Origin of the sequence: Bradyrhizobium sp. 76 (genome assembly GCF_023073025.1) — a bacterium.
Lineage (GTDB): Bacteria > Pseudomonadota > Alphaproteobacteria > Rhizobiales > Xanthobacteraceae > Bradyrhizobium.
In genome coordinates, this window is record NZ_JADPIS010000017.1 from 112,212 (window position 1) to 127,934 (window position 15,723).

General features: G+C 64.5%; 13 protein-coding genes. 2 read left to right on the forward strand and 11 right to left on the reverse strand.

What is annotated here, in order from left to right; genetic code table 11:
- From ybaK to mobB, 8 genes are all read right to left on the reverse strand, one after another.
- Window positions 1–474 (reverse strand): Cys-tRNA(Pro) deacylase, encoded by a 474-nt coding sequence (gene ybaK / locus IVB48_RS06095; protein ID WP_247398434.1) that lies wholly within the window; start codon window positions 472–474, stop codon window positions 1–3.
- Window positions 475–661: 187 nt separating this feature from the next.
- Window positions 662–3,430, reverse strand: a complete 2,769-nt coding sequence (fdhF, locus tag IVB48_RS06100; protein WP_247398438.1) for a formate dehydrogenase subunit alpha — start codon at window positions 3,428–3,430, stop codon at window positions 662–664.
- A complete protein-coding gene (locus IVB48_RS06105; protein WP_247398442.1) occupies window positions 3,427–5,136 on the reverse strand; it encodes an NADH-ubiquinone oxidoreductase-F iron-sulfur binding region domain-containing protein in 1,710 nt (569 codons plus the stop codon). Before IVB48_RS06105 ends, fdhF begins: the two co-directional genes overlap by 4 nt.
- A 246-nt stretch (window positions 5,137–5,382) precedes the next feature.
- Window positions 5,383–5,670: a hypothetical protein gene (locus tag IVB48_RS06110; protein ID WP_027567852.1), complete on the reverse strand. Its 288-nt coding sequence runs from the start codon at window positions 5,668–5,670 to the stop codon at window positions 5,383–5,385.
- A gap of 90 nt (window positions 5,671–5,760) precedes the next feature.
- The gene (locus IVB48_RS06115) at window positions 5,761–7,416 is read right to left on the reverse strand and encodes an OFA family MFS transporter (protein ID WP_247398445.1); all 1,656 of its coding nucleotides are present in this window, start codon (window positions 7,414–7,416) and stop codon (window positions 5,761–5,763) included.
- A 318-nt stretch (window positions 7,417–7,734) separates the two neighbouring features.
- On the reverse strand, window positions 7,735–7,998 hold the full coding sequence (locus tag IVB48_RS06120; RefSeq protein ID WP_027567850.1) for a sulfurtransferase TusA family protein: 264 nt from the start codon (window positions 7,996–7,998) through the stop codon (window positions 7,735–7,737).
- Window positions 7,999–8,064: 66 nt separating this feature from the next.
- A complete protein-coding gene (glp, locus tag IVB48_RS06125) occupies window positions 8,065–9,321 on the reverse strand; it encodes a gephyrin-like molybdotransferase Glp (RefSeq protein WP_247398449.1) in 1,257 nt (418 codons plus the stop codon).
- A gap of 9 nt (window positions 9,322–9,330) precedes the next feature.
- The gene (gene mobB, locus IVB48_RS06130) at window positions 9,331–9,858 is read right to left on the reverse strand and encodes a molybdopterin-guanine dinucleotide biosynthesis protein B (protein WP_247398452.1); all 528 of its coding nucleotides are present in this window, start codon (window positions 9,856–9,858) and stop codon (window positions 9,331–9,333) included.
- Between the two features lie 202 nt (window positions 9,859–10,060).
- On the opposite strand from mobB, the gene fdhD reads away from it, so the two are divergent.
- A complete protein-coding gene (fdhD, locus tag IVB48_RS06135) occupies window positions 10,061–10,951 on the forward strand; it encodes a formate dehydrogenase accessory sulfurtransferase FdhD (protein ID WP_247398455.1) in 891 nt (296 codons plus the stop codon).
- Window positions 10,938–11,573, forward strand: coding sequence for a molybdenum cofactor guanylyltransferase MobA (gene mobA, locus IVB48_RS06140; RefSeq protein ID WP_247398458.1), 636 nt, complete (start codon window positions 10,938–10,940; stop codon window positions 11,571–11,573). The genes fdhD and mobA overlap by 14 nt, the downstream gene beginning before the upstream one ends.
- Window positions 11,574–11,580: 7 nt before the next feature.
- Here the strand turns inward: mobA and IVB48_RS06145 are convergent, their stop codons facing one another.
- The 3 genes from IVB48_RS06145 to IVB48_RS06155 are packed head-to-tail and all read right to left on the reverse strand — an operon-like array spanning window position 11,581 to window position 15,537.
- Complete coding sequence (locus IVB48_RS06145) at window positions 11,581–13,530, reverse strand: molybdopterin biosynthesis protein (protein WP_247398461.1); 1,950 nt, start codon at window positions 13,528–13,530, stop codon at window positions 11,581–11,583.
- A 12-nt stretch (window positions 13,531–13,542) separates the two neighbouring features.
- Window positions 13,543–14,649 (reverse strand): molybdopterin-binding protein, encoded by a 1,107-nt coding sequence (locus tag IVB48_RS06150; protein ID WP_247398464.1) that lies wholly within the window; start codon window positions 14,647–14,649, stop codon window positions 13,543–13,545.
- Window positions 14,650–14,703: 54 nt separating this feature from the next.
- A complete protein-coding gene (locus IVB48_RS06155) occupies window positions 14,704–15,537 on the reverse strand; it encodes a substrate-binding domain-containing protein (RefSeq protein WP_247398467.1) in 834 nt (277 codons plus the stop codon).
- Between the last annotated feature and the right edge of the window lie 186 nt (window positions 15,538–15,723).

The window sequence follows — 15,723 nt, forward strand, 5'->3', positions numbered from 1 at the left end:
TCAGGCGACCAGTTCTGCGGCAATCGCCTTCGAGACATCCCGCACATCGCCTGGACTGAGCCGCACCTGCAGTCCGCGCTGACCGCCATTGACGTACACATAGTCATGCGCAAGCGCGCTCTGCTCGATCACGGTGCGCACGGGCTTCCGCTGCCCGAACGGGCTGATGCCGCCGACCTTGAAGCCGGTGAGGCGCTCGGCCTCCGGCGGTTTCATCATCTGCGCCGACTTGCCGCTAACAGCAGCGGCGAGCTTCTTCATCGAGACTTCCTGGTCGGACGGGACGATCACGCAGACCGCCTTGCCGTCGACCAGCGCCATCAGCGTCTTCAACACGCGCGCTGGGTCTTCGCCAAGCGCAGCAGCCGCCTGCAGGCCGATGCTTTCGGCGTCGGGATCGTAGTCGTAGGTATGGACGGTGAAGGCAACACCGGCGGCTGTGAGCGCCCGTGTGGCTGGGGTGGCTTTGGACATGGACGATGTTTACCACCGCCATTGCGAGGAGCGAAGGGACGAGCACGGCGCAGTCTCTCCCCGAGTCGTCCTGGCGAAAGCCAGGACCCATTACCCCAGGGAGGCGTTTTGGGAAGACTCTTAGTGCGCCAGGACGACGCCGGGGTGTTAGGATTGATCCCCGCGCCGCCTAACGACCGCCGCTGTCCTACTCCGCCGCGTCGCGCAACTCGGCGCGCTCGGCTCTGGCCGCGCAAAACTTGAACTCCGGGATCTTGCCGAAGGGATCGAGCGCCGGGTTGGTCAACAAATTCGCCGCCGCCTCCGCGTAGCAGAACGGCATGAAGACCATATTCTCGGGAACGTCGCGGTCGGAGCGGACCTTGACCTCGACCGCGCCGCGGCGGGTCTCGAGCCGAATGAAATCGCCGGGCGCAAGCTTCTTCCTGTGCATGTCCTTTGGCGACATGAACGCGACCGCCTCGGGCTCGATCTGGTCGAGCACCTGCGCGCGGCGGGTCATGGAGCCGGTGTGCCAATGCTCCAGCACGCGGCCGGTCGAGAGCACCATCGGATATTCGGCGTCGGGGATCTCGTCCGGCGGGATCACGTGAGCCGGAACGATCTTGCCGCGGCCGCTCGCGGTCGGGAAGCCCGTGGTGAAGATGATCTCGTTGCCGGGCATGTCGAGACCATCGACGGGATAGGTGACCGCGCCCTCGCGGACCAGCCGCTCCCAGGTGATGTTCTTCAACGACGGCATCAGCTCGGCCATCTCGGTGAAGACATCGCCGGGACCGGCATAATTCCACGGCAGGCCCATGCGCTTGCCGATCTCCTGGATGATCCAGAGATCCTGCCGCGCATCGCCCGGCGGCTTGATCACCTGGCGCGCGAGCTGCACGCGGCGATCGGTGTTGGTGAAGGAGCCTTCCTTTTCGGCAAACGCCGAGGCCGGCAGAATGACGTCGGCGTGGAAAGCAGTTTCCGTGACGAACAGATCCTGCACCACGAGATGATCGAGCATGGCGAGCGCCTGGCGCGCGTGCTGGAGATCGGGGTCGGACATCGCGGGGTTCTCGCCCTCGATATACATGCCCGTGATCTCGCCGGCATGGATCGCGTTCATGATCTCGACTACGGTCAGGCCGCGGACGGGATCGAGATCCTGGCCCCACAGCTTCTCGAAGGCACCGCGCATGTCGTCGCGGCCGACCGGCTGATAGTCCGGCAGGAACATCGGGATCAGACCGGCATCGGAAGCGCCCTGCACGTTGTTCTGGCCGCGCAGCGGATGCAGGCCGGTGCCGGGGCGGCCGACCTGGCCGGTGATCAGCGCCAGCGCAATCAGGCAGCGCGCATTGTCGGTGCCGTGGACATGCTGGCTGATGCCCATGCCCCAGAAGATGATCGACGATTTTGCCCGCGCATAGGTTCGCGCGACCTCACGCAGGGTCTGCGCCGGGACGCCGCAGATCGGCTCCATCTTCTCCGGGGTGAACTCCTTTATCTTCTCCTTGAGGTCCTCGAACCCCTCGGTATAGCCGGCGATGTACTGGTCGTCGGTCAAACCTTCCGTGATGATCGTGTGGATCATCGCGTTCAGCATGGCGACGTCGGAGCCCGGCTTGAACTGCAGATGCTTGGTCGCATGGCGCGACAGCGTCTGCCGGCGCGGGTCCATCACGAACAGCTTTGCGCCGTTCTGCTTGACCGCGTTCTTGATGAAGGTTGCTGCGACCGGATGGTTCACGGTCGGGTTGGCGCCGATCACGATGATGACCTCGGCGTCCATCGCAGCCGAGAACGGCGCGGACACCGCGCCCGAGCTCAGACCTTCGAACAGCGCCGCGACCGACGAGGCGTGGCACAGACGGGTGCAATGGTCGACGTTGTTGGAGCCGAAGCCGGTACGCACCAGCTTCTGGAACAGATAGGCCTCCTCGTTCGAACCCTTCGCCGAACCAAAGCCGGCCAGCGCCTTCACGCCCTTCTCGTCGCGGATCTTGACGAGGCCCTTGGCCGCGATGTCGAGAGCTTCTTCCCAGCTCGCTTCGCGGAAATGTGTGAACGGATTGGCGGGATCGACCTGGTCGTTGGAATCCTTCTTAGCGTTCGGCAGCCGAACCAGCGGCTTGGTCAGCCGATGCGGATGGTGGATGTAGTCGAAGCCGAAGCGGCCCTTGACGCAAAGGCGGTTGTGATTGGCCGGGCCATCGCGGCCCTCGGCATAGATCACCTTCTCGTCCTTGACCTCATAGGTCACCTGGCAGCCGACGCCGCAGAACGGGCAGAGCGAATCCACCTTCTTGTCGGCGTAGACGACACGGGTTTGCGCCTCATCCAGCATCACGGCCGGCATCAGCGCTCCGGTCGGACAGGCCTGCACGCATTCGCCGCAGGCGACGCAGGTGGACTCGCCCATGGGATCGTCGAAATCGAACACGATTTTCGAGCCGTGGCTGCGATAGGCCATGCCGATGACGTCGTTGACCTGGACCTCGCGGCAGGCGCGCACGCACAGGCCGCACTGGATGCAGGCGTCGAGATTGACGCGCATCGCCGGATGGCTGGCGTCGGTCGCCCAACGCTCTGCGGCGGGGAAGCGGCTCTCGGTGACCCCTGTGGTTTCGGCCCAGTGCCAGAATTTGGACTCCGGATCGTGCGAGGTCTCGCGCGCCGGCTGATCGGCGACCAGCAGCTCCATGACCATTTTTTGCGCGGACACAGCGCGCGCGCTCTCGGTCTTCACCTTCATGCCGACCGATGGCGTGCGCTTGCAGGACGCCGCGAGCACACGCTCGCCCTCGATCTCGACCATGCAGGCGCGGCAATTGCCGTCGGGTCGATAGTCGGGCGCGGGCGAATAGCACAGATGCGGAATCTCGCGGCCCTGACGTTTTGCAACTTGCCAGATCGTCTCGCCTGAATTGGCCTCGACCTGCTTGCCGTCGAGCTCGAACGTAATCTTCGTCATTCGGCCGCTTCCTTGAACTCGTCAGGGAAATATTTGATCACAGTGGACAGCGGATTCGATGCCGCCTGTCCAAGCCCGCAGATCGAGGCATCGCGCATCGCCTGGCTCAATTCGTCCAGGAGAGCGCGGTTCCAGACCGGTTGCTGCATCAGCAGCGCGGCCTTCTGGGTTCCGACGCGACACGGCGTGCACTGGCCGCAGCTCTCGTCCTCGAAGAACTTCATCAGGTTCAACGCGGCCGCGCGCACGCTGTCCTTCTGCGACAGGATCACGATCGCGGCAGAGCCGATGAAGCAGCCGTATTTTTCCAGCGTGCCGAAATCAAGCGGGATGTCGTCCATCGCCGCCGGCAGGATGCCGCCGGACGCACCACCCGGCAGGTACGCATAGAACTGATGGCCGTCGGCCATGCCGCCGCAATATTCGTCGATCAGCTCGCGCACGGTGATGCCAGCAGGCGCGAGTTTCATGCCGGGATTGTTGACGCGGCCCGAGACCGAGAAACTGCGCAGGCCGTGCCGCTCATGGCGGCCGTGGCCCTTCCACCAGTCGGCGCCCTTCTCGACGATGTCGCGCACCCACCACAAGGTCTCGATGTTGTTGATCAACGTCGGCAGCCCGAACAGGCCGACCTGGAATGGATAAGGCGGCTTGTGCCTGGGCAGGCCGCGCTTGCCCTCGATGCTTTCCAGCAGCGAGGATTCCTCGCCGCAGATATAGGCGCCCGCGCCGCGGCGCATGTGCAGCGTCGGACCGCCCGGCGGGAGCTTTGCGATCTCGCGTTCGAGGATTTCGCGCGAGGCTGGATATTCGTCGCGGAGGTAAATGTAGATATCCGAGGCCTGCACCACGTGCGCACCGATCAGCATGCCCTCGAGGAAGCGGTGCGGATCGCTCTCGAGATAGACGCGATCCTTGAACGTGCCGGGCTCGCCTTCATCGCCGTTGATCGCCATCAGCCGCGGGCCTGGTTCACCAAGCACCGCACGCCATTTGCGGCCTGTGGGGAATCCAGCGCCGCCGAGACCGCGCAACGAGGCGTCGTCGAGTGCCTTCAGCAGGTCGTCCGTCGCTAGCTCGCCGGAGCGCAGGCGATTGAGCAGCTTGTACCCGCCGCCGGCGACATAGGTCTCATAGCCGATATATTCGGGCAGATGCGCGTGGGTGTCGCCAGCCTTCGCCGCCGCCGTGACACTGGCGACCGTCGCATGGTCAACAAAGTTGTGTCCGACTTCCGCGGCCGGCGCCGTGTCGCAGCGACCGACGCAGGGCGCACGCACCACGCGGATGCCGGGACCGGACGCGTCCTGCAAATCGGCGAGCAGCTTCTCCCCGCCGAGCATCGCGCAGGTCAGCGAATCGCAGACGCGGATCGTCAGCGGCGCGATATCGGGCTCGCCTTCCTTCACCACGTCGAAATGCGCATAGAAGGTTGCGGTCTCGAACACCTCGGCGAACGCGAGCTTCATCTCGTCGGCGAGCGCGGCGAGGTGCGCGGCTGAGATCTGGCGATACTTGTCCTGGATCAGATGCAGATATTCGATCAACAGGTCGCGCCGCCGCGGCCGGTCGCCGAGCAGCTCCTCGATCTCGTGCGCTGCAGCAGGATCGACCTGCCTCCCCTTGGGCGTGGACTTGGCGCGCTTCCGTCCCTGGCCGGGATGTTCGAACTCGCGAACCTTGTGAACGTCTTCGTTGCTGCTCATGGAGACGTCGCGTTCTCTTTAAATGCGTGATCAGTCTAGGCCGGATCGCCAAAGCGATCAGCCTTCGTTTCCCGATTCGATCAGCGGAACCACCGGTTCTGCGTCCCGCCGACCAAGCCAAATTCGACGCAACTCTAGTCTCTGGTATGCCAGATGCAAGACAATTTAGAGCGTCTCTAGAATGATTTAGGAGGCAGGCGGTCGCCCACCATGCCCCTTTACGCGTGCGCCAGACGGAACCCGATCTCAGGTTTTGCTCATGCACTCTTCGATGTAGAACCAGCGGTCATCGCCGGCGAGGCCCTTGGCCTTCACGTCGGCGCGGCAGGCTTTCAGCTTCGGCTTGTTGGCTGCCCATTTCGCCTTCATGTCTTTCAGCTTTTGCATGGTGAGTTTCATCTTGCCAGGCTTGGCTTCGGTCGTTGCAGCAGGCGCCGCCGGTGTCGTTGTCGTCTGCGCGGATGCGGCATGAAGGCCAGCGACGAGCAACACGGCCGCAAGGCCAATTCGAAGGCAAGTTCGGGTGCGAATCATTTCAATCCCCCTAAGTCCCATTCTTGATGATGTCTGAAGGCCAACGAAGCGGAACGCCTGATGACATCCCGCTTCTGTCTCAACGGCGGATCAGAAGATTTTGACCGCGCTCTCCAACGTCTTCCAGACCCCCCAAAGCAGGGGGACGCCGACGAAGGCCCAGAACAGCGCCGCCTTGGCGTCAAGCCCGCCAAATCCGATGCCGTAGGAGCCGTGCGGCCCCGCGGCGGCGGCGTTGGCGCTTGCCGCCTGCAACTTGGCGACATCAGCCTCCTTCATGTGCCATTTCGAATCGACCGGCTTGATCAGGTAGTTGCAAATCAGGCCCGCGATCAGCATGGCGCACAGGATGTACATGGTGGTGTTGTAGAGCTGGTCGCGTGGCACGCCTGCCGCGAGTTGGAACTCGCGGATGTAGTTGACGACGACGGGGCCGATGATGCCCGCGGTGGACCACGCCGTCAGCAGCCGGCCATGGATGGCGCCGACGAACTGGGTTCCGAACATGTCGGCGAGGTAGGCCGGCACGGTGGCAAAGCCGCCGCCATACATCGACAGGATGATGCCGAAGCCAAGCACGAACAGCAGCTTCGAACCCATCGCCGCAAAAGTCGGCGCCAGCGCGTAGAGCACGATGCCGAGGATGAAGAACGTATAGTAGGTATTCTTGCGCCCAATCTTGTCCGACAGCGATGCCCAGAAGAAGCGGCCGCCGATGTTGAACAGCGACAGCAATCCGGCGAAGCCCGCGGCGATCGCGGCAATCTGCGCCTTCTGTCCCGCATCAAGCGCATTGAAGCCGACGTTAGGCAGGCCGATCAATTTACCGGCGAAGATCTCCTGGAGCATCGGCGAGGCCATGCCGATCACGCCGATGCCGGCCGACACGTTCAGGCACAGCACCCACCAGATCAACCAGAACTGCGGCGTCTTGTGCGCGTCGTTGAGATGGACGTTGGCCTTCGAGATCATCGCGTTGGCCTTCGACGGCGCGGTCCAGCCCTCGGGCTGCCAGCCAGGCGGCGGCAAACGATAGCGGAACGCGCCGATCATCATGAACACGAAGTAGATGACGCCCATGGTGACGAAGGTCTCCCAGACGCCGACTGAGGTCGGGGTCTTGAAGTAGTTCATCAACAGGTTCGCCAGCGGTGCGCCGATCATGGCGCCGCCGCCGAAGCCCATGATGGCCATGCCGGTCGCCATGCCGCGGCGGTCCGGGAACCATTTCACCAGCGTCGACACCGGCGAGATATAGCCAAGGCCGAGACCGATGCCGCCGATCACGCCCGAACCCAGCCACAACAACCAGAGCTGATGGGTGTAAACCCCGATCGCACCGAGGAAGAGGCCGCCGCACCAGCACAGCGCCGAGACGAAGCCGGCCTTGCGCGGGCCCACGCGCTCCAGCCAGCCGCCCCAGACCGCAGCCGCGATACCGAGCAGCACGAAAAAGAGCGTGTACATCCATCCCATGCTGGCGACCTTCCAGTCGCAGCTGGTCGTGAACAGCTCCTGAAACAGCGACATCTCTGCGCACGCCTTCGGCGCGGTCACTCCGATCGCGCGCGACAGCGGCAGCCAAAACACCGAGAAGCCGTAGGCCATGCCGATGCAGAGATGGATGCACAAGGCGGCCGGTGGCACCAGCCAGCGATTGAACCCCGCGGTCGCGATGGTCCGCTCGCGATCCAGAAAACCTGCGCCGGCACCCGAAAGTGTTCCAGCGCTCTCGATGGTAGACATGCATTCCTCCCCTGAAGCCGCCCTTCTGAACGGCCTGCCACGACGGTCCTGTTCCTCAGCCTGCAGCGCAGCCTTTGTCCCTGCTGCTCCGCACAATGATCGACGCGCGCCAGGATCGTCACGCGCATCCGAGACGTTAAACCCCTAACCTCGGGGGCTATGCCCGACGCCACGGCCGGGCTTCTTTCGATGGCCCATTTGCTCCGCATATCGCAGGCAAGACTCGACCTCCGCGTCTCGGCGGAGGAACTCAATTGGGGCAGAAGTGGTGATCGATGTCGATAGACAAAAGGTAGGTATCAACCGAGTGACCGCCGGCTAAGTGGGCGGCGCACCATTGAAATTTTCTATCGATCGATTGGCCTTCTCAATCAAAAACACGATACGCGCGTCGTTGCGCTCGGTGATCTCCACCGTGTCGCCGGTCTCTCGGATCAGGTTCGGAATGTCAATCACCGACAGGGGATCGGTGCAGTACACTTCGAGCTGATCGCCCGGCTGCAACGGCTTCAGCGCTTTGCGCGTCTTCAGGGCGGGCAGCGGGCATTTCAGTCCGGTGAGATCGAGCGTCGTTCTGGTCATCGGCGCAACATGGCGGGAGGGGTCGATGGCGTCAACGCTTGGACAGCGCCAACATAGCACTCAGACTCAGAGCAAATCGGCATAGGACAAGAAACCCACGCTCTGCCCCGGCTCGACACGCGTAACCTCCTCATCGAGCTCGATGAGGCCGTCGGTGTCGACCAGAGAGGATAACAGCCCCGCGCCCTCGCGTGGAAACTTGATTGCCTCGAGTGCGCCGTCCTGCATGCGCCGCAAGGAGGCGCGAACATACTCGCGACGCCCCGCCTTCTTCTTGTAGGTGAATGCCGCGCGCACCGGGATCGGCAACGGCGGCGCCTGCAGGCTGCCCGCAAGCGCCAGCACCGTCGGCCGCACCACATGCACGAATGTGACGAAACTCGCGACGGGATTGCCTGGCAATCCGATCAGCGGCGTGCCCTCGATGATGCCCATCGCCACGGGCCGGCCAGGCTTGATCGCCATCCGCCACAACACCAGCGAGCCGATGCTCTCGACTGCCGCCTTGACGTGATCCTCTTCCCCGGTCGATACGCCGCCGGTGGTGAGGATCAGATCGTGCGTGCCGGCGACTTGCTTGAGGCCATTCGCAAGCGAGATACGTTCGTCGCGCAAAATGCCGAGATCGCTGACGTCGCAGCCGAGCCGGCGCAGCATCGCCATCAGCATGAAGCGGTTGGAGTCGAACAGCTGCGAGGCCGCGCGCGGCTCGCCGGGCGAGGCCAGTTCGTCACCGGTCGAGAACACCGCGACGCGGATGCGCCTGACGACGTCGAGCCTGACAAAGCCGAACGCCGCTGCGAGCGCGACATGTTGCGGGAGCAAGCGCTGGCCTGCACGCAGCGCGATGTGGCCCTGGGGGATGTCCTCTCCCGCAGGGCGGACATTGGCGCCCGGCTTCAGCCCCGGCGGCAGCACAATTCGGCCGGCATCGTCGACGCGGACGTCTTCCTGCATGAAGACGGTTTCGGCATCCGGCGGCATCGGCGCGCCGGTGAAAATGCGCGCGGTGTGGCCGGCCTTGATCGGCGCCAGTGCCAGACCGCCGGCCTGGATGCGGCCGTCGAGCGGGAGTGCCCGCTCGGCGCTATCCGGAAGATCTGCGTTGCGCACGGCGTAGCCGTCAACAGCGGAATTGGTGAAGGGCGGCAACGGCAGCGGCGCCGCGATATCGCGGGCCAGCACCCGCCCATCTGCATCGACCAGCGCCACGGTTTCGAGATCGACAATCGCGTTGACGCGCGTCGTGATCAGGCCAACGGCCTCGGCGACCGACATCATCGGTCCGCCGAAGGCAAAACAATCGTCCGACAGTTGCGCCATGGTGCCTCGTCAGCGCATCGCAGCGCTTTTCGCGACCGCTTCCTCGACCGGCATCGCCGCGCGCAGCAGCAATTCCGCGGCAGCGGCGATATCGCCGAGATGGACGGTCGGCAGTCGGGTTTCAATGGCAACGTCGGCCGCGATCCCGAAAATTCCGGGATCATCGGGAAACAGCAACGGCTTGTCGTTGGCGGCGCGATGCACCTCGATCTTGCGATGCGGCTCGCGCTTGAAACCCTCGACCACGACGAGATCGACGGCCGACAATTTGCTCAACAGTTCCGGCAGACGCGGCTCCGGCGCTCCGCGCAATTCGCGCATCAGCGCCCAGCGATTTGACGAAGCAACCAGCACCTCGGCCGCGCCGGCCTCGCGATGGCGCCAGGAATCCTTGCCGGGCACGTCGACGTCGAACTGGTGATGCGCATGCTTGATGACAGAGACGCGCAAGCCAAGCGCATTGAAATGCGGGATCAGCCGCGTCAACAGCGTGGTCTTGCCCGCACCGCTCCAGCCTGCAAGGCCGATGACTTTCATTACAATGTGATCTCCGCCAGCCGCATTGCGGGGCTGGAACCGCCCGTTCCGTCATTGCGAGCGCAGCGAAGCAATCCAGAGTGCCTCCGCGGATAAATTCTGGATTGCTTCGCTGCGCTCGCAATGACGAGAAGAGACATTTTCGCTTTCCACCGCCATGCTTATATCGGCTTGACCCGAATGTCATGCTAACGTCGCAGCCATGATGAAGATCGACACCGCTCCGCCGCCCCTGATCGTCCCTGACACCGACGACCCGCGCCTCACAGAGAGCGTGACCGGGACTGACCAGTCCGGCGCCAGGATCGAGATCAAGGTGCCGGTGGAGCGCCCCCTGACGCTCTACCTGAATTCGCAGGAGATCGTCACCATGATGACGATCGGCGACTATCCGGAATATCTGGCGCTGGGCTATTTGCTCAACCAGAATATGCTGAAGTATAATGACGCGGTCACCGAGGTCGAATACGACGACGACCTGCAGGTGGTGGTGGTGCGCACCGAGCACCACACCAATTTCGAAGCCAAGCTGAAGAAGCGCACGCAGACATCGGGCTGCGCGCAGGGCACCGCCTTCGGCGATCTGCTGGAGGCGGTCGAGAGCGTCGCGTTGCCGAAGGCGGAGCTGCGTACCTCCTGGCTCTACCAGATGACCCAGACCATCAACACCATGCCCTCGCTCTATCTGGAGGCCGGCGCGATCCACGGCTGCGTGCTGTGCAGAGAGGGCGAGCCGCTCTGCTATACCGAGGATGTCGGCCGTCACAACGCCGTCGACAAGATTGCGGGTTGGATGTACCGCCACGGCGTCGATGCATCCGACAAGATCCTTTATACCACCGGACGGCTCACCTCCGAGATGGTGATCAAGACGGTCCGCATGGGAATTCCGATCTTGGTGTCGCGCTCCGGCTTCACCGCCTGGGGCGTCGATCTCGCCCGGCAGGTGGACTTGACGCTGGTCGGCCGCGCGCGCGGCAAACGGTTCATCGCCTTGTCGGGCAAGGAGCGCATCGTCTACGACCAGAACCTCGCTTACGTCGAGGAGGAATCGGCCAAGCACAAGCGCAAGGGTGAAGGTGGTGACGATTAGCTTTCCGACCACGCAAGGCGTGCTGCTCGCCGGCGGCCTCGCGCGGCGCATGGGCGGCGGCGACAAGCCGATGCGCACCATCGGCGACCGCACCATCCTGGAACGCGTGATCGCGCGCTTGAAGCCCCAATGCAGCGGACTGATCCTCAATGCCAACGGCGATCCCGAACGCTTCGCTGCGTTCGGTTTGCAGGTCGTTGCCGACGACGTGCCCGGCTTTCCCGGTCCGCTCGCCGGCATCCTTGCCGCGCTCGACTGGACCGCGGCGAACCGGCCTGAGGTGGAATGGGTGCTCAGTGCCGCCGGCGACTGCCCGTTCCTGCCGCGAAATTTGGTCGCGCGCTTGCATGAAGAACGCATCGCGGCGAATGCCGAACTCGCCGTTGCGGCGTCAGGTGGCCAGTCGCATCCGGTGATCGGCTTGTGGCGGGTTGGCTTGCGCGACGAACTGCGTCACGCGCTGGTGGTCGAAGACCTCCGCAAGATCGATCGCTGGACCGCGCGTTATCCGCTCGCGACCGTGACGTGGCCGACGGAGCCGCTCGATCCGTTCTTCAATGCCAACACGGTCGAGGACATCGCGGAAGCCGAGCGGCTGGCCGCACTGGATGCGGCGTCCTAACCAAGCTCTACGCCGGCCGGAATCCGGCCCGCTCCAGCGCGGCGCGCGCTTCGTCCGAACCGAGTGCGGCGAGAAAGGCCTGTACCGCAGGACGCTGCTTGCGCGCCGTCACCAACGCGAAGTCATAATGTTCCTCCGCGAGCGGAATGAAACCGAGGCCGACCGCGTTGGCGACCGGCGCAATGGTCACGCCCCAGTCGGCGCGGTGCTGTGCGACTGCCGCGGCCACCGCATTGTGCGAGCGGGGCTGGTTCCAGTAGCCTTCCGGGCGCGCGCCACCGAGCAAGCGATCGATCAGGATGCGCGTGCCGGCGCCCTGGTTGCGGTTGACCATGATGCAGGAGGAATCAGCGAGCGCCGCGACGATAGCGTCCTTCGCGCTGTGGCCTTCGAAACGCTTATCGCCTTTGCGGAACACGATGCCCTGCATCCGCCGCCAGCCCGGCACGAGCTCGAGTCCTTCGACGAGGTAAGGCGTATTGTAGGTCTCGCTCTTGTCGTCGAACAGATGGATCGGCGCCAGATCGCATTCGCCGCGCCGTGCCGCCGCAAGTCCGCCGAGACTGCCGACCGCAATCGAGCGCACAGTCAGGCCGGCATGCGCGAGTTGCGCCGTGACGAGATCGAGGCCGGTGCAATGGCTGCCGACGATGACGAGATCGGGCACCCGCACATGCGGCGTGAAAAGCGTCACTTCGGCTTCGCTCCCGGCCGGCATCTGGTCGGCGAGCGCGTCGATGCGCAGAAAACCGTCGGCCTGCGCGAATGACGTGATCGCACCGGCCCCCTTGCCGGAGGGATAGGCGATCAAGCCGTCCTTGCCATCTACCAGCGAGACCATGACGAATTCTGTGCGGCCGAGCTCGGAAGCAATGCGCACCGGCACAGTCGCGCTCACCCTGGCATCAGAACGCGGCGGCAGTCCGGCCATTTTGCGCAGCACCGGCACGATCATGTCGTGAAAGGTGAACATCGCCGAGGTCGGAAAACCCGGCAGGATCACGACCGGCTTGCCGTCGCACACCGCAAGGCACAGCGGCTTGCCGGGCTTGAGCGCAATGCCATGCGCGATGATGCCGGGCTTGCCGAGCCGGCCGATGATGCGATGGGAAAGATCGCCGGCGCCTTTCGACGTGCCGCCGGAGAGCACCAGCATGTCGGCGTCCGCCAGCGCACGCCGCATGGGGGCTTCGAGCTGGGCTTCGTCGTCGGGAATGGCGCCGAGGAAAACCGCCTCTCCGCCGTTCTCGTCGATCGCAGCAGTGACGATCGCGCCGTTGGTGTCGTAGATCGCAGCAGGCGCGAGCACCTCGCCCGGCTGAACCAGTTCATCGCCGGTGGAGATCACGGCAACACGAGGTTTGCGCACGACGCGCACCTCGGCAAGACCGCAGGCCGCCAGCATGCCGACCTCGCGCGAGCCGATGATCGTGCCGGCGCGCAGCAGCGCCTCGCCGCGCGCGATATCGGACCCTGCGTAGGATATGAATTGCCCGGGCGAGGTCGCGCGCCGGACGTCGATCGCACCGGATCCCGCCGGCTGAGTATGCTCGACCATGACCACGGCATCGGCACCGCGCGGCAGCGGACCGCCGGTGGCAATCGGCGTTGCCGTTCCCGCAGCGACTTGCAGCGCCGGTACGGTGCCGCAGTGAATAGTCTCGCCATTCAATCCAAGGCGAACCGCCGCGCCTTCGCCGGCTGTCGCAAGGTCCGCTGAGCGCACCGCGAAGCCGTCGACATTGGAACGGTCGAACGGCGGTACGTCGATTGGCGCAGTGATGTCTTCAGCGAGCGACGCACCGAGCGCAGCACCGAGTTTGCGCATTTCACTCAGAAGCGCGCGCGGGAACAGCGCGCCCTCGAAGCGAGCCAGGGCCTCCTCGCGGGAAAGGATTTTGAGGAACTGTTCCTGTTCGAGCGCGCTGCGGACTTGCGATTGCGGGATCATGGTCATGCTAAACCCATATCATTCCCACATCAGATAGGCATCGACCGGCGCGCCCGCTGCAAATCCCTCGTGACTGGCGGGAACAAGCAGCCATGCATCCGCGCGGGCAATTGCCTGGAGCGGCCATTCTCCTACCGCAAGTGGCACCCACGCATGATGTTCCTCGGCCAGCAGGACCATTTCGGCGATGCCGACGCTGGATGCAATTTTTCGCGCGAGCGGCAAGGTTACCTGTCGGCGTGGCAGCCGAGCCGACAGAAGGTCGACGAGCGGCAGCACGAGCGCGAGCCAGACCGCGAGCGCGTGATCCGGTGATCCGGGCAAGGCGACGACAGGAATCGTTCCGAGCCGCCCGATCGCGGCGGAGCGTCCGGGCTGGAGCGCAAGACCATGGGCGAGCACGTCACCATGCTGGGCCAGAGCGGTGACCGCTGCATCCTTGCGACCGACACCGCTGCCGCCGATCGTCAGCAGGAGATCGCAGGTAGGCGTCCCCAACGCCTCCGCGATCGATCCCGCGTCGCGCGCACCGGCCTCGCTCGTTTGCACATCCAGTCCTGCGGCGCGTGCGATGTCCGCAATCAGATGCATGGTCACCGTTGCACCTGGTACATTGATGATGCGCAGTCGCGGACGGCGCACGCTCAGCCGGTCCAGTCCGGCGGCACGCGCGAGCAACAGAGCGGCAGGACCAAGCGCATTCCCCTCTGCCGCGGCAGGCGTGCGTCCGTCGATGTCACTTCCAGCGCGCCGGACGCCCAGCCCCGGCACGCCCTCCGCCAACACCTGGGCGAGCGGACCAGACACCTCGACCGCGTCGGCATCGAGCACACAGTCGCATCCCGCCGGCATTGCGTCGCCGGCATCGACCCAAGCGGGCGCTGTTGCGAGAGGCAGCGGTGAATAGGAGGACGCGCCGACCAGATCATTGGCGCACAATGCCCAGCCGTCCGCGGCAGCGACGTCACGAGACGGTCGGGCTGGGAGCAGCGGATTACCCGCCGCGATGCAGCCGGCCGCTTCAATCAGCTGCAACTCCATCGGCGCGAGCGGATCAAGCCCTGTCAGCAACGCGGCGAGCGCGGTGTCGAGCGGCGTCAGCGATGGCGGCAGGCGCTGGGTCATGCGCCATGATGGATCATGCATCGCCCGGTTTGGCAACCGCTCGCGATACGAACGTCAGCCGCCCGACTTGTCCGCGTTGGGGAAGAACAGCTGCTGTCCGTCGACCTTGTATCCGGCGATCGCCGCCTGCCCGCCGGGCGAGATCAGCCAGTCGACGAAGTCTTGCCCCAGTTCCTTCTTCACGTTCGGAAACTTCAAAGGGTTCACCAGCATCACGCCGTACTGATTGAGCAGCCGCTTGTCGCCTTCGACCACGATGTCGAGATCGCCGCGCTGCCGAAAAGCGATCCAGCTGCCGCGGTCGGACAGCACATAGGCGTTCGCCGTGCGCGCTGCGTCGAGGGCGGAAGCCATGTCCTGCTTGGCCTCGCGATACCAGGCGCCCTTGGTGCGGACGATGTCGATGCCGGCGACGATCCAGAGCGCGAGCTCCGCGGCATGCGTGCCCGAGCGGTCGCCGCGCGTCACGAACGGCGCGCCCTTGGCCTCGATCGCCTTCAGCGCGGTCGCGATGTCCTTGCCCTTGACGCCGGCGGGATCGCTCTTCGGCCCGATCAGCACATAGTCGTTGTACATGACGTCGAAGCGCTTCGCGGCAAAACCGTCGGCCACGAATTTCTCCTCCTGCGGCCGCGCATGCATCAGCACGACGTCGACTTCGCCCCTTCGCGGCCCCTCGAGCACCTCGTCTGCGCGCCGCGCGATCACGGTCACGTCGATGCCGGTCTTGTCACGGAAGATCGGCAGCAAATAGTCGAGCAGGCCGGACTCCTGCGTCGCTGTGGTCGTGGCGAGCACGATCGCGCGTTCCTCCGCGGATGACGCCGCAACGCCCGCGGCGAGACCGCAGAGAAGTGCGAGTGCAACGGAGAGGCGGCGGACGGCCATGATCGGGTTCCCACTGGCTATGACGCGATCATGATGATGATCGATTGCGCCGCACTCGTGACGCGTTTGCTCGTTGCAGCGTCGGATGCGAACAACAATAGATAGAGCGCGGGTCAAACCACTACCGGCGACAGACTTTACCCTTCGCGTCGGGCGCCGACGACTCGGGAAATCTCGGCAACGCGC